We start from the raw sequence: 12,833 nt of genomic DNA, 5'->3' as shown, positions 1-12,833 counted from the left end.
CCGTGTCGGGGGCCTTGGCGGCCGCGTTTGGGGCGCGCGCGCCGTCAGGCCTTGAGGGCGGCGAGGGCGGCGGTGAGGTCGAGCGCGCCGTCGTAGATCGCGCGGCCCGAGATGGCGCCGGCGATCACGCCGGTGTCGCGCAGCGCGATCAGGTCTTCGAGGCGGGAGACGCCGCCCGAGGCGATGACCGGGATCGAGACGGCGCGGGCGAGGGCCTCGGTCGCGTCGATGTTGGGGCCGGTCATGGCGCCGTCGCGCAGGATGTCGGTATAGATGATCGCGGCGACGCCGGCGTCCTCGAAGCTGCGGGCGAGATCGGTCACCATCACGTCGGTTTCCTGGGCCCAGCCCTTGGTGGCGACCTTGCCGCCGCGCGCGTCGATCCCCACGGCGACCTGACCGGGGAAGGCGCGGGCGGCCTTGCGCACGAGATCGGGATCTTCCACCGCCACGGTGCCGAGGATCACGCGCGCAAGGCCCCGCGAGAGCCAGCGTTCGATCGTGGCCATGTCGCGGATGCCGCCGCCGAGCTGTGCCGGCACGGTGAGGCGTTCGAGGATCGCCTCGACCGCGGCGGCGTTGACGGGTTCGCCGGCGAAGGCGCCGTTGAGGTCGACCAGATGCACCCATTCGCAGCCCGCGGCCTGGAATTTCGCGGCCTGGGCGGCGGGGTCGTCGCCGAAGACGGTGGCCTTGTCCATCTCGCCGTGCAGGAGGCGCACGCATTGGCCGTCCTTGAGGTCGATCGCGGGGTAGAGGATCATGGCGGGGCTCCCTTGTCGGTTGGGGGCTTTTGGCATGGCGGGGCGGCGCTGCCAAGGGGGCCGCGCCGTCACGTCATGCTTGCCAGGAGGGCGGGCGGCATGGCCCAATCCCGCCTGTCTTTCGGGGAGGAGAGAGCATGAGGAATTCAAGACGGGCCGCGGTGGCGGCGCTTGTGAGCATGGGTCTTGTGATGGCGGGTCTTGCGGGGGCGGCGGCGGCCGATCCGGTGGAGGGGATCTGGCAGACGCGGCCCGACGATAACGGCAAGATCGGGCATATCCGCATCCAGCCATGCGGGCCGGCCTATTGCGGCACGCTGATCCAGGCTTTCGATGCCAAGGGCAAGCCGGTGAAGTCGGACAATGTCGGCAAGCGCATCGTCTGGGACATGAAGCCCCAGGGGGGCGGCGCCTATGGCGGCGGCAAGGTCTGGTCGCCCGACCGCAACAAGACCTATAACGCCAAGATGCAGATCAACGGCAACAGCCTGTCGGTGTCGGGCTGCGTGCTGGGCATCTGTCGCAATGGCGGCACCTGGGCGCGGGTGCGCTGAGGCGCCACCTGGGCGCTGAGGCGCCACCTGGGCGCAGGGGCGCTGAACATCCGCGATGCGCTCCGGCCGGGCAATGACCCCGCCGGGGCGTGTTTTGGGGGCGTCTTTTGGGCGCGTGTCAGGGTTTCCAGCGCAGGAAATTGGCGATCAGCCGCAGCCCCAGAGCCTGGCTCTTTTCGGGGTGGAACTGGGTGCCCACGATATTGTCGCGCCCCACGATGGCGGTGATCGGCCCGCCATAGTCCACATGCGCCAGCAGATGCGCCGGATCGTCCACGCGGAAGTGATAGGAATGGACGAAATAGGCGTGATCGCCCGTCGCCAGCCCATCCAGAACCGGATGCGCGCGGTCGATCACCAGATCGTTCCAGCCCATATGCGGCACCTTGAGGCCCGGCGCCGGCGGGATGGCCACGACCTCGCCGCCGATCCAGTCGAAGCCGGCGGTGTCGCGGAACTCGCGGCCCCAGCTGGTCAGCATCTGCATGCCGACGCAGATGCCGAGGAAGGGCTTGCCCTTGACGCGCACGCCTTCCTCGATGGCTTCGAAGAGCCCGCCGAAACCGTCGAGCGCCTGCCGGCAGGCCGGAAAGGCGCCGTCGCCCGGCAGCACGATGCGGTCGGCGCGCGCCACCACCTCGGGGTCCGAGGTCACGCGGATCTCGCCCGCGCCGGTTTCCGCGGCCATGCGCTGAAACGCCTTTTCGGCCGAATGCAGGTTGCCCGAATCGTAATCGACCAGCGCTGTCAGCATCACAGCGCCCCCTTGGTCGAGGGCAGCACGCCCGCCATGCGCGGGTCGGGTTCGACCGCCATGCGCAGCGCGCGTGCCACCGCCTTGAAGGCGGCCTCGGCGATGTGGTGGCTGTTGATCCCGTGGATCAGGTCGACATGCAGCGTCATGCCCGAATGGGTGGACAGCGCCTGGAAGAATTCGCGCACCAGTTCGGTGTCGAAGCTGCCGATCTTCTGCGTCGGGAAGGGCAGGTTGCAGACCAGATAGGGCCGCCCCGACAGATCCAGCGCCGCGCGCACCAGCGAATCGTCCATCGCCAGGTCGAAATGGCCATAGCGGCGGATGCCGCGCTTGTCGCCCAGCGCCTGCACCAGCGCCTGGCCCAGCGTGATCCCGGTATCCTCGACCGTGTGATGGTCGTCGATATGCAGATCGCCCGTGGCCGTGACGGTGATGTCGATCAGCGAATGCCGGGCCAGCTGGTCCAGCATGTGATCGAAGAACCCCACGCCGGTGGAATTCCGATAGGCCCCGGTGCCGTCCAGATCGACGCTGACGGTGATCTCGGTCTCGGCTGTCTTGCGGGTCAGGGTTGCGGTGCGCATGGGCGTCTCCCCTTTCGTGTCGCGCCGGTTATAGGGGCGACGCGGCGGCGAGGAAAGCCCGCCCGTCATGCGTTCGGGGGGCGCCGGTGGGGAGGCGGAAATGCGAAAGGGCACCGTTGCCGGTGCCCTTTTCGAAGATCTGGAGCGGGCGATGAGATTCGAACTCACGACCCTTACCTTGGCAAGGTAATGCTCTACCCCTGAGCTACGCCCGCGCTCCGTCCGGGCCGGTATCGAGAAACTGGAGCGGGCGATGAGATTCGAACTCACGACCCTTACCTTGGCAAGGTAATGCTCTACCCCTGAGCTACGCCCGCCCATGTTTCCCAATGCTGATGCGCAAGGCATCCGACCTCGGAACCGCCCGAAGCGTCTGCCCGAGCGGTGAGCGGGGATTTACAAATCTGCGCCGGGGCCTGCAAGAGGAAAAATCCGTCAGGATCGAATTTTCCCGTCCGGCGTCCCGCCCGGGGCGAGATGGAAGAGGCAGGGGCGGCCGCCCGTCGGCCGCGGGGAAGGGGGGAGATCGCGCCGAAGCCGGTGCGCGGGGCAATCCGGCCTTGCACGCTCCGCCTCATGGTCCTAGATAGGCGCGTCGGATCGACCGGAGGCCGGGACTACATGCAGAATATCATCCTTACCGTGCATCTCATCCTTGCGCTCCTGCTGATCGGGGTGGTGCTGTTGCAGCGCTCCGAAGGCGGTGGCCTGGGCATGGGCGGAAGCGGTGGCGCCATGGCCGGACGTCAGGCTGGCAATGCGATGACTCGGCTGACGTGGTTCTTCGCGGTCGCCTTCCTGGGCACCTCGCTGGCGCTGACGGTGCTGGCAGCGCGCGACGCGGCCTCGGTGTCGGTGGTCGATCAGCTGGGCGCGATGGCCCCGGGCACGGAGACGGGGGCGGAAACGCCGGTTCTGCCGGTGCCGGACCTGCCGCCGCCGCCCGCGGGCATGGACGGCCAGACCGGCGGTGCGCCGCTGACGCTGGACGCGCCGCTGACGCCCCCGCCGATCGAATAAGGTCGGCGCACGCGTGACCTGCCCCGTGGCGGCCCCACCTTGGCCGCCACAATCCTTTGGGGTTTCAAGGGTATCCTGAACTATGTGTAGCGGCTCGTTGCGGGGCGAGCGCGAATCTGTTATTTTTCAAATCCCGTGATGCCGGCGCATTCGCGTTCCGGCCTGAACTTTGTTTTGCGGTTGAAAGCCGTTCGCACGGGGAGCTTCGTTCATGGCGCGTTATGTCTTCATCACCGGGGGCGTGGTGTCTTCGCTGGGCAAGGGGCTGGCCTCGGCGGCACTGGGCGCGCTCTTGCAGGCGCGCGGCTTCTCGGTGCGGCTGCGCAAGCTTGACCCCTATCTCAACGTCGATCCGGGCACGATGAGCCCGTTCGAACACGGCGAGGTCTTCGTGACCGATGACGGCGCGGAGACCGATCTGGATCTGGGGCATTACGAACGTTTCACCGGGGTCAGCGCGCGCAAGACCGACAGCGTGTCCTCGGGGCGGATCTATTCCAACGTGCTGGAAAAGGAGCGCAAGGGCGCCTATCTGGGCAAGACCATCCAGGTGATCCCGCACGTCACCAACGAGATCAAGGACTTCCTTGCCGTGGGCGAGGACGAGGTCGACTTCCAGCTCTGCGAGATCGGCGGCACGGTGGGCGACATCGAGGGCCTGCCCTTCTTCGAGGCCATCCGCCAGTTCGCCCAGGACCGCCCGCGCGGGCAATGCATCTTCATGCATCTGACGCTGTTGCCCTATCTGGCGGCCAGCGGCGAGCTGAAGACCAAGCCCACCCAGCACTCGGTCAAGGAATTGCGCGCCATCGGCATTGCGCCCGACGTGCTGGTCTGCCGCTCGGAACAGCCGATCCCGGAAAAGGAACGCGCCAAGATCGCGCTTTTCTGCAACGTGCGCCCTGATGCGGTGATCCCGGCCTATGACCTGTCCACCATCTACGAGGCGCCGCTGGCCTATCACCGCGCGGGTCTGGACCGGGCGGTGCTGGATGCCTTCCAGATCAGCCCCGCGCCGCGCCCCGACATGAGCCGCTGGGAAGACGTGATGGACCGCATCACCCGCCCCGAAGGCGAGGTGCGCGTGGCGATCGTGGGCAAATATGTCCAGCTCGAGGATGCCTACAAGTCGATTGCCGAGGCCCTGACCCACGGCGGCATGGCCAACCGGGTGAAGGTGCGCGCCGAATGGATCGACGCCGAGATCTTCGAGACCGAAGATCCGGGCGCCCATCTCCAGGGCTTTCATGCGATTCTGGTCCCCGGCGGCTTTGGCGAACGCGGCACCGAAGGCAAGATCCGCGCCGCCCAGTTCGCGCGCGAACGCGGCATCCCCTATCTGGGGATCTGTCTCGGCATGCAGATGGCGGTGATCGAGGCCGCGCGCAATCTGGCCGGCATTGCCGATGCGGGGTCCGAGGAATTCGACCACGAGGCCGGCAAGAAGCGCTTCACCCCGGTCGTCTATCACCTCAAGGAATGGGTGCAGGGCACGCACAAGGTCGAACGCAAGGTCTCGGACGACAAGGGCGGCACCATGCGTCTGGGCGCCTATAGCGCGCATCTCACTGAGGGCTCGCGCGTGGCCGAGATCTACGGCACCACCCGGATCGAGGAACGCCACCGCCACCGCTACGAGGTGGACATGAAATGGCGCGACCAGCTCGAGGCCTGCGGGCTGCTGTTCTCGGGCGTTTCGCCCGATGGCCGCCTGCCCGAGATCGTCGAGCACAAGGGCCATCCGTGGTTCATTGGCGTGCAGTTCCACCCCGAGCTGAAATCCAAGCCCTTCGCGCCGCATCCGCTCTTTGCCTCCTTCGTCAAGGCGGCCAAGGAAGTCAGCCTGCTGGTCTGAGGCCGGCAATACCGCGGCTGCCGTCAGAATTCGGTTTTCCCCGCGCGGCCGCGCCATTATAGAGGCCGTCGGCCCAGAGCGGCCGCGGCTGGAAATCCGAGGAGTGTGTGTCCATGGCCAATGTCGTCGTCGTCGGCGCCCAATGGGGCGACGAGGGGAAGGGCAAGATCGTTGACTGGCTGTCCGAGCGCGCCGATGTGATCGCGCGCTTCCAGGGCGGCCATAACGCGGGCCATACGCTGGTCATCGGCAACACGGTGTTCAAGCTGTCGCTGCTGCCCTCGGGGATCGTGCGCAAGGACAAGCTGGCCGTCATCGGCAACGGCGTCGTGCTGGACCCTTGGGCGCTGTTTTCCGAGATCGACAAGCTCTCGGCGCAGGGCGTCGAGATCGGCACCGCCAACCTGATGATCGCCGAGAACACGCCGCTGATCCTGCCGCTCCACCAGGATCTGGATCGCCTGCGCGAGGACGCCGCCGGCACCGCCAAGATCGGCACCACCGGCCGCGGCATCGGCCCGGCCTACGAGGACAAGGTGGGCCGGCGCACGATCCGCGTGGCCGATCTGGCCGATCCCGAGACGCTGAGCGCGCGCATCGACCGGCTTCTGGCGCATCACGACGCCCTGCGGGTGGGCCTGGGCGCTGCGCCCATCGACCGCGCCGATCTCGAGGCGCGCCTGGCCGAGATCGCGCCCAAGCTTCTGCCCTTTGCCGCCCCGGTCTGGAAGATCATGGGCGAGATGCGCCGCGCCGGCAAACGCATCCTGTTCGAGGGCGCGCAGGGCTCGCTTCTCGACATCGACTTCGGCACCTATCCCTATGTGACCTCATCGACCACCATGTCGGGGATGGCGGCCACCGGCACCGGCATGGGCCCGTCCTCGATCGACTTCGTGCTGGGGATCGTGAAGGCCTATACCACCCGCGTGGGCGAAGGCCCGTTCCCGACCGAGCTGGACGATGACGACGGCCAGCGCCTGGGCGAGCGCGGCCACGAATTCGGCACCGTCACCGGGCGCAAGCGCCGCTGTGGCTGGTTCGACGCGGTTCTGGTGCGCCAGACCTGCCAGATCTCGGGCGTCAACGGCATCGCGCTGACCAAGCTTGATGTGCTGGACGGTTTCGAGACGCTGAAGATCTGCGTGGGCTACGAAATCGACGGCGTGCGGTATGATTACCTGCCCACCGCGGCCGCACTTCAGGCGCGCGTCACCCCGATCTACGAGGAAATGGCCGGCTGGAACGAAAGCACCGAGGGCGCGCGCTCCTGGGCCGATCTGCCGGCCGCGGCGATCAAATATGTCCGCCGGATCGAGGAATTGATCGGCTGCCCGGTCGCCATGCTCTCGACCAGCCCCGAGCGCGACGATACCATCCTGGTGACCGACCCCTTCGCCGACTGAGCCGCGAAGGGGCAACCCCCGGAGGCCAGACATGCGCGTTCTGATGATCGACGGCCATCCCGACCGCGGGCGGCTTTCGGCGCATCTGCTTGATGCCTATGCCGAAGGGCTGCCGCCGGATACGCAGGTCACGCGGATGGCGCTGGCCGATCTGACCTTCGATCCGGTCTTGCATCGCGGCTATGACGGCACCCAGCCGCTCGAGCCCGATCTCGAACGGGTCTGGGCGGAACTGGTGGCCTGCGATCATCTGGTGCTGGCCTATCCGATGTGGTGGGGGGCCGAGCCTGCGCTGGTTTCGGGCCTGTTCACGCGGCTCCTGCTGCCAGGCCGGGCGTTCCGTGACCATGACAAGGGCCACGGCTGGGATCGGCTGCTGGCTGGGCGGTCGGCCGATGTGATCGTGACGATGGACACGCCGCCCTGGCTTCTGCGGTGGGGCTGGGGCGACCCCCTGGGCCGGCGGATGAAGATCCAGGTGCTGGGCTTTGTCGGCATCGCGCCGGCGCGGGTGCACCGGCTGGGGCCTGTGCGCAAGGGCGCGGCCGAACGCGCGCTGCCCCGCTGGCGCCGGCGGCTGAAGACGGCGGCCGCCGGGATCGGGGCGCTTCGGCGCAAGCCCAGGGTCATGCCGCCCGGAGCGTGACACTGGCAGGGGATCGAGACGGCAAGGGATCGTGACAACGGACCGAGACACGGGGACCGTGAAAGGAGAAGACGAATGGCTCTGAGTTGGCGCGCGCGCCGCCGCTGGTCGCTGGTGGTGCTGCTGGTGTGGATGCCGCTTTACATCGTGGCGATGGTGACGCTGATGAACGTGCTCGACGCGCGCTTCGGCCGGATGCCGATCTGGGCCGAAGGCACGGTCTATCTGGTTCTCGGGGTGCTGTGGGTGCTGCCTTTCCGTGGTGTCTTCCGCGGTATCGGCAAGCCCGAACCAGAAGAAGAGCGCGCCGCGCGGCAGAAATCCTGAGCCCGCCTTCCCTCCGGCAGGGCCAACATGAACGGTGAACGCCGGGCCCATGACCCGGCGTTTTTCTTGCGTGGTGGCTTTCTGGCGCGGCGGCTTTCTTGCATGGTGGCGGGCGCGATCAGGCGCGGCGGGCTTCCTCGTAGAAGCGCGAGGCCTCGGTGATGGCGAATTGCCCGCGCTTGACCTTGGCGATCTTGCCCTGGCGCAGCAGCACCCCGAAGGAGCGCAGCCCCTCCTCGCGGGTGAAGCCCTGGGCGTCGGCGGCATCGACCACCTTGCGCAGGATCTGCGGGCGCGAGAAATGCGGCCGGCCTTCGACGCAGGCGGTATAGGCGGCGGCGGCCTCCAGCAGGTCGCCCAGCCCGCGCGCGCCCAGTTGCTCGGCGAATTCGGCAAAGCTGCGCGCCTCGGACGGGGCCGGGCGCGGCGCGGCAAGATCCGGGGCCGCAGTGTCGGGCGCGGCTGTCTGGGCCGTAACCGTCTGGGGCGCGGTCATCCGGGCGCTCTCTTCCTCGGCGGCCTGCGCAGCGGCGATCCGGTCCAGGCTGACCCGGCGCGGACGCACCACATGGCTGTGCGCGGCGACCTCCTCGGCGGGGCGGTCGACGCGCTGCTCGGAGACCAGGACCAGCGGCGCGGGGCGTGGCGCCTCGGGGCGATGGGCGCCGCTGTCGCCCGACAGGATGGGGCGGCGCGGGCGCACGGCGCGGGTCAGGTCTTCGCGGAAGGGGCGGGCCTCTTCCTCGGCGGCTTCCGCGCGCTTGTCCTTCTGAAGCTTGCGATCGGCCAGCGTGGCCACGACGGCGGCCTTGAGATGCGCAATCGCCGACAGCCGGCGCTTGCTTTCGGCGCCTTCCAGCATGGAATTGGTTTCCGACAGCAGGCGCGACAGGTCTGCCTCGCGCGGGGCGTCGGTGATATCGACGCCCGACCCCGCGGCGGGAACGCTGACGTCCTCGGCCTCCTCGGGGGTGCCGCGATGGCGATGAAGCGCCCGCGGCGTTGCGGCCGTTTCGGGGGCCACAGCTTCGGGTTCCGGCGTTTCGGCGTGCTCCTCGGGGGCTGCGGTGCTCGGGCTGTCGGCCTCGGGCTGCTGATCCTCGAGCGCGGCCAGCTCGGCCATCAGCTCGGCCTCTTCCTCGGGCGACAGGCTGCTGGCCACCGCAGGGGGGGCATCCGCCATATCCGCGGCTTCGGCCGTGTCGTCGGGCTGGGCGACAGGTTGGTCGGCGGCGCCCGTGTCGATGTCCTCGACGGGCTCAGGGTCAGCCTCGGGTGCGTCGGTGTCGAATTGGGCGGCCGTCTCCGCGACTTCGGCGTCGGCCTCGGGCGAGGCGGGGGGGGCCTCGGCCATCCCCGCGACCGCGGCTTCGGCAAGCACGGGGGCGTCGGGCGCACGATCCTCGGCCGTGGCCGCCGCGGGCGCTTCCGCTTCAGGTGCCGCCACTTCGGGCGCCTCCGCTTCTGGGGCTTCGGCTGCGGGCGCCTCTTGCGGCGCGCTCTGGAGGATATAGCGCGTCCGGGTGCCATCTTCGGCGATGTCGTCGGTCAGGGGCGCGTCGTCCGGGCGCGCCGCGCGCCGCGCGGCCAGATCGGCGGGGCTGATCCGGCGCACCTTGATCACGCGCGCCCGCGGCCGCGGGGGCACGGCGTCCGGCGCATCTGCTTCGGGCGTGGGCTCGGCAGTTGCTGCATCGGCGGGCGCGGGGGCGGCGTTGGCGTCGGGTTCCGGCGCGGCGGCCTCTTCCGGCATGTCGCGGGGGGGCGCCTCAGCCCCTTCGGCCACCGGCTCGGAGACCGGCTCGGACACAGGTTCTGTCGGGGGCGCCACGGAATGACCGCTGTCGGCCAGAAGCGCCGCGATCGGGTCCATCTCCTCGTCTTGGGCTGGCGCCGCCGGCGCAGGGGCGGGCGCGGGATCGGCCTCCGCGGGGGCGGCCTCCGCTGCGGCGGGTTCGGCCAGCGCCCCGGTGATCGCGGCCAGGATCGCGGCATCATCGCCGCCGGTGGGCGTCAGGCCGGTCTCCTCCGCGTCCTCTTGCGGCGCCTCGGTCAGGGGCACGGGATCGTCGATCTGTGCAACCTCGGCCGCATCCGGCGCCGAGATCGCGTCCATCTCGGCCACGCCCTGCGGCATGTCCTTGACCTGCCAGGGATCGGCCGCGGCGGCGGTGTCGGCGATGGTCTCGGGGGCGGCGTCTTCGTCTTCGGGGGCGATATCGCCCGCCACAAGATCGGGGGTTTCCCCGGCCAGCGCCGCGCCTTCGGCGGCCGTTTCGGTGTCGTCTTGGGCCGTGCGGTCTTCGGCCGTGGCGCCGGCGCTCTGGATCAGCTCGGAGAGCATCGCGGCGGTGCGCGCAGCGCGGCGGCGCACGCGTTCCTTGTCGGGCCCCTCTTGCCGTGCCAGCCCCGTCTCGGTCTCGGTCTCGGTCTCGGTCTCGGTCTCGGACCCAAGGTCAGGGCCTGCGTCGCGCGCGCTGGGTTCGAGAATGAGCGGCGTCTCGGATGCGGCGGCTTCGGCGGGCGCGGCTTCGGCGGCGGCTTCTTCCGCGGCCGTTTCCGCCGTCTCGGGGGCGGTGTCCTCAATGACCGGGGTGATGGCGGGGGCGTCGCGGCGCACCAGGACGGGCGTGCCGATCAGCGCCATCGGCGCCGGGGCCGCGTCTGCCTGCGCCGGCGTGTCGGCTTCGGCGGCGGTGTCTTCGCCGCTTTCGGTCGCGTCCTCCTCGCCCTCGCCCAGAAGCGGGCCGGACAGGTCGAGATCGAAGCCGAAGCCCGCGTCGGGCGCGGCCGGCGCCGGGCCTGCGGTGGCGATATTGTCGTCGTTCTGGTCTTCGCTGTAATAGGCCGCGGCCGAGGCGCGGCGGGCCTGCGCCACGGCGGCCCGGATCCGCGCCAGCTTGGCAGCCACGCTGTCATCGGCGGGGGCGACGGCCGGTTCTGCGGGTGCGGCGTCACTGGAGGGGGGTTCGGTGGCGGCCGGTTCGGGCTGGGGCGTTTCGGCCGCGGCGTTCTGAGGTGCGGTGTCCGGCGCAGCGGGCGCCTCGATCTTCGGGGCCTGTGCGGGCGCGGCAGCTTCGGTTTCGGCTTCGGGGGCGGCCGCGCCGGTCGCATCCTCCGAGGGGCGCAGCACGATCCCATGCGCGTTGATCTTGGCATCCACCCGGCGGCGGATCTCGCGCTCGGCGATCCGGTGCAACATCTCGGCGTCGGGCTGGGGCGGTTCGGCGCCGAAATAGCGATCCTCGGCCGCCAGATCGCGGAAATATTCCGCGATGGCCTTCATCGTGTTGAAAGGCTCGTCAAAGCCTTCCAGCGTGCAGGAGAATGTCCCATAGGAGACGGTAAGGATCTTGCTCGCACCAACCATGGACCTGCTCTCTTTCTCCTATGGTCACTTGGCCTCCAGCCTCGATACCAACTGGTTCTTTACCATGAACGAATATTGGCAATTGTAAGGATTTTTACGGGCCGGGATTGTGCTCGCAGGCCGCAATCCTCATCAATATGTGAATGATTCCATCGATTGTCCAATCAACTGCGGGCGTGACGCTCCTGGGCGGGGTCGGCGCCCCGGTGTCCGATGTCGCCGAAGCGTTGACAATCGCGCCCTGCCTCGTGGCCGCGGACGGGGGCGCCGATCACGCGCTGGCGCAGGGGCGGATGCCCGAGGCGGTGATCGGGGATTTCGACTCGCTCAGCGCAGGCGCGCGCGCGCGCATCCCGCCTGCGCGCCTGCACCGCATCGCCGAACAGGACAGCACCGATTTCGGCAAATGCCTGATGCATGTCGCCGCGCCCTTCTTCCTGGCGCTGGGGTTTCTGGGCGGGCGCGTCGATCACACGCTGTCGGTCCTGTCGGGGCTGACCTCTTTCCCCGAACGCAAGGTCGTGCTGATCGGCCCCGAGGACGTGGCCTTCCTGGCCCCGCCCGAGCTGCGGCTGGATCTGGCGCCCGGCACGCGCGTCTCGCTCTATCCGATGGGGCCGGTTTCGGGCGTTTCGGAGGGGCTGCATTGGCCCATCGCGGGGCTGTCGCTGGCGCCGGCGGGGCGGATCGGCACATCGAACCGGGCCGAGGGGCCGGTGTGCTTGCGCCTGATGGGCCCCTGCATCGTGCTGGTCCCGCGCGACGCGCTGGGCGCGGTTCTGGCGGGGCTGGGGATCGCGGGGTTCCCGGCTGAAGGGGGAGGCGTCTGAGGGGGCAGGTGGCGGGCTCAGCCCGGCAGCGCCTGCATCTGCGCCACCCATTGCGGCACCAGAACGCTGGCCGGGCCTTCGCGGCGTTCGTCGAAATCATCGGCATTGGCCGAGCTGGCCAGGTTCAGCTCGAGCGTGCGCGCCCCCGACCAGCGCGCCATCTGCGCAAATCCCGCCGCCGGATAGACATTGCCCGAGGTGCCGATCGCCACGAACAGATCGGCGCTGCGCAACGCCGCCTCGATCGCGTCCATATGCAAGGGGATCTCGCCGAACCAGACGATATCGGGGCGCATCGCGGGGCGGGCGCAATCGGGGCAGGGGTCGTGGGGCTGCATTACCTGCGGCGCCGGGGCGCGCACCCCGCAGGCCGCGCAGAGCGCCCCCGACAGCGCGCCATGCATGTGGATCACCGGATCCGAGCCCGCGCGTTCATGCAGGTCGTCCACGTTCTGCGTGACCAGCGTGACCTGGTGCTGCGGCGCCTTCTGAAGCGCGGCCAGCGCCAGATGGGCGGGGTTGGGCCGGGCCGCACGGGCCGCGGCGCGGCGTTGGTTGTAGAAGTCGAGCACCCGCGCGGGGTTGGCGGCATAGCCTGCGGGCGTGGCCACGGCCTCGATCGAATGCCCCTCCCACAGACCGCCGCTGTCGCGGAAGGTGGCGATGCCGCTTTCCGCGGAAATGCCCGCCCCGGTCAGGATCACGATCTTCATGGCCTTT

The 12,833-nt window shown here is 69.3% G+C and carries 12 protein-coding genes and 2 tRNA genes; 7 read left to right on the top strand and 7 right to left on the bottom strand.

Features of this window, described 5'->3' with window-relative positions:
- Positions 1-44: 44 nt before the first annotated feature.
- Positions 45-764 (bottom strand): 1-(5-phosphoribosyl)-5-[(5-phosphoribosylamino)methylideneamino]imidazole-4-carboxamide isomerase, encoded by a 720-nt coding sequence (hisA, locus tag BW949_RS02155; protein WP_076363262.1) that lies wholly within the window; start codon positions 762-764, stop codon positions 45-47.
- Between the two features lie 137 nt (positions 765-901).
- Between hisA and BW949_RS02150 the strand changes: the two genes are divergently transcribed.
- On the top strand, positions 902-1,318 hold the full coding sequence (locus BW949_RS02150; RefSeq protein WP_076363261.1) for a DUF2147 domain-containing protein: 417 nt from the start codon (positions 902-904) through the stop codon (positions 1,316-1,318).
- Positions 1,319-1,436: 118 nt separating this feature from the next.
- Here BW949_RS02150 and hisH read toward each other — a convergent pair whose 3' ends face one another.
- The 4 genes from hisH to BW949_RS02130 form a co-directional block, all read right to left on the bottom strand.
- On the bottom strand, positions 1,437-2,072 hold the full coding sequence (hisH, locus tag BW949_RS02145; protein ID WP_076363260.1) for an imidazole glycerol phosphate synthase subunit HisH: 636 nt from the start codon (positions 2,070-2,072) through the stop codon (positions 1,437-1,439).
- The gene (hisB, locus tag BW949_RS02140) at positions 2,072-2,659 is read right to left on the bottom strand and encodes an imidazoleglycerol-phosphate dehydratase HisB (RefSeq protein WP_076363259.1); all 588 of its coding nucleotides are present in this window, start codon (positions 2,657-2,659) and stop codon (positions 2,072-2,074) included. Before hisB ends, hisH begins: the two co-directional genes overlap by 1 nt.
- A gap of 140 nt (positions 2,660-2,799) precedes the next feature.
- A tRNA-Gly gene (locus BW949_RS02135) sits at positions 2,800-2,874 on the bottom strand.
- A 27-nt stretch (positions 2,875-2,901) separates the two neighbouring features.
- Positions 2,902-2,976, bottom strand: a tRNA-Gly gene (locus BW949_RS02130).
- A gap of 304 nt (positions 2,977-3,280) precedes the next feature.
- On the opposite strand from BW949_RS02130, the gene secG reads away from it, so the two are divergent.
- The 5 genes from secG (at position 3,281) to BW949_RS02105 (ending at position 7,913) form a co-directional block, all read left to right on the top strand.
- A complete protein-coding gene (gene secG, locus BW949_RS02125) occupies positions 3,281-3,679 on the top strand; it encodes a preprotein translocase subunit SecG (protein ID WP_076363258.1) in 399 nt (132 codons plus the stop codon).
- Between the two features lie 211 nt (positions 3,680-3,890).
- A complete protein-coding gene (locus BW949_RS02120; protein WP_076363257.1) occupies positions 3,891-5,534 on the top strand; it encodes a CTP synthase in 1,644 nt (547 codons plus the stop codon).
- Positions 5,535-5,647: 113 nt separating this feature from the next.
- Positions 5,648-6,940 carry an adenylosuccinate synthase gene (locus tag BW949_RS02115; RefSeq protein WP_076363256.1) on the top strand — a complete coding sequence of 431 codons (1,293 nt, stop codon included), beginning with the start codon at positions 5,648-5,650 and terminating at the stop codon, positions 6,938-6,940.
- A 31-nt stretch (positions 6,941-6,971) separates the two neighbouring features.
- A complete protein-coding gene (locus BW949_RS02110) occupies positions 6,972-7,586 on the top strand; it encodes an NAD(P)H-dependent oxidoreductase (protein WP_076363255.1) in 615 nt (204 codons plus the stop codon).
- Between the two features lie 75 nt (positions 7,587-7,661).
- The gene (locus BW949_RS02105) at positions 7,662-7,913 is read left to right on the top strand and encodes a DUF2842 domain-containing protein (RefSeq protein WP_076363254.1); all 252 of its coding nucleotides are present in this window, start codon (positions 7,662-7,664) and stop codon (positions 7,911-7,913) included.
- A gap of 118 nt (positions 7,914-8,031) precedes the next feature.
- Here BW949_RS02105 and BW949_RS02100 read toward each other — a convergent pair whose 3' ends face one another.
- A complete protein-coding gene (locus BW949_RS02100) occupies positions 8,032-11,283 on the bottom strand; it encodes a hypothetical protein (RefSeq protein WP_076363253.1) in 3,252 nt (1,083 codons plus the stop codon).
- Between the two features lie 143 nt (positions 11,284-11,426).
- On the opposite strand from BW949_RS02100, the gene BW949_RS02095 reads away from it, so the two are divergent.
- Positions 11,427-12,113, top strand: coding sequence for a thiamine diphosphokinase (locus tag BW949_RS02095; RefSeq protein ID WP_076363252.1), 687 nt, complete (start codon positions 11,427-11,429; stop codon positions 12,111-12,113).
- 17 nt (positions 12,114-12,130) lie between these two features.
- Here the strand turns inward: BW949_RS02095 and BW949_RS02090 are convergent, their stop codons facing one another.
- A complete protein-coding gene (locus BW949_RS02090) occupies positions 12,131-12,826 on the bottom strand; it encodes an NAD-dependent deacylase (protein ID WP_076363251.1) in 696 nt (231 codons plus the stop codon).
- Positions 12,827-12,833 lie beyond the last annotated feature (7 nt).

Origin of the sequence: Phaeovulum vinaykumarii (genome assembly GCF_900156695.1) — a bacterium.
Taxonomy (GTDB): Bacteria; Pseudomonadota; Alphaproteobacteria; order Rhodobacterales; family Rhodobacteraceae; genus Bieblia_A; species Bieblia_A vinaykumarii.
This window is presented reverse-complemented; position numbering and strand designations above follow the sequence as displayed.

Bases quoted from the DNA above. Each gene is read 5' to 3' on its own strand.
- hisA (WP_076363262.1), bottom strand. From the start codon at position 764: ATGATCCTCTACCCCGCGATCGACCTCAAGGACGGCCAATGCGTGCGC.
- BW949_RS02150 (WP_076363261.1), top strand. From the start codon at position 902: ATGAGGAATTCAAGACGGGCCGCGGTGGCGGCGCTTGTGAGCATGGGT.
- hisH (WP_076363260.1), bottom strand. From the start codon at position 2,072: ATGCTGACAGCGCTGGTCGATTACGATTCGGGCAACCTGCATTCGGCC.
- hisB (WP_076363259.1), bottom strand. From the start codon at position 2,659: ATGCGCACCGCAACCCTGACCCGCAAGACAGCCGAGACCGAGATCACC.
- secG (WP_076363258.1), top strand. From the start codon at position 3,281: ATGCAGAATATCATCCTTACCGTGCATCTCATCCTTGCGCTCCTGCTG.
- BW949_RS02120 (WP_076363257.1), top strand. From the start codon at position 3,891: ATGGCGCGTTATGTCTTCATCACCGGGGGCGTGGTGTCTTCGCTGGGC.
- BW949_RS02115 (WP_076363256.1), top strand. From the start codon at position 5,648: ATGGCCAATGTCGTCGTCGTCGGCGCCCAATGGGGCGACGAGGGGAAG.
- BW949_RS02110 (WP_076363255.1), top strand. From the start codon at position 6,972: ATGCGCGTTCTGATGATCGACGGCCATCCCGACCGCGGGCGGCTTTCG.
- BW949_RS02105 (WP_076363254.1), top strand. From the start codon at position 7,662: ATGGCTCTGAGTTGGCGCGCGCGCCGCCGCTGGTCGCTGGTGGTGCTG.
- BW949_RS02100 (WP_076363253.1), bottom strand. From the start codon at position 11,283: ATGGTTGGTGCGAGCAAGATCCTTACCGTCTCCTATGGGACATTCTCC.
- BW949_RS02095 (WP_076363252.1), top strand. From the start codon at position 11,427: ATGATTCCATCGATTGTCCAATCAACTGCGGGCGTGACGCTCCTGGGC.
- BW949_RS02090 (WP_076363251.1), bottom strand. From the start codon at position 12,826: ATGAAGATCGTGATCCTGACCGGGGCGGGCATTTCCGCGGAAAGCGGC.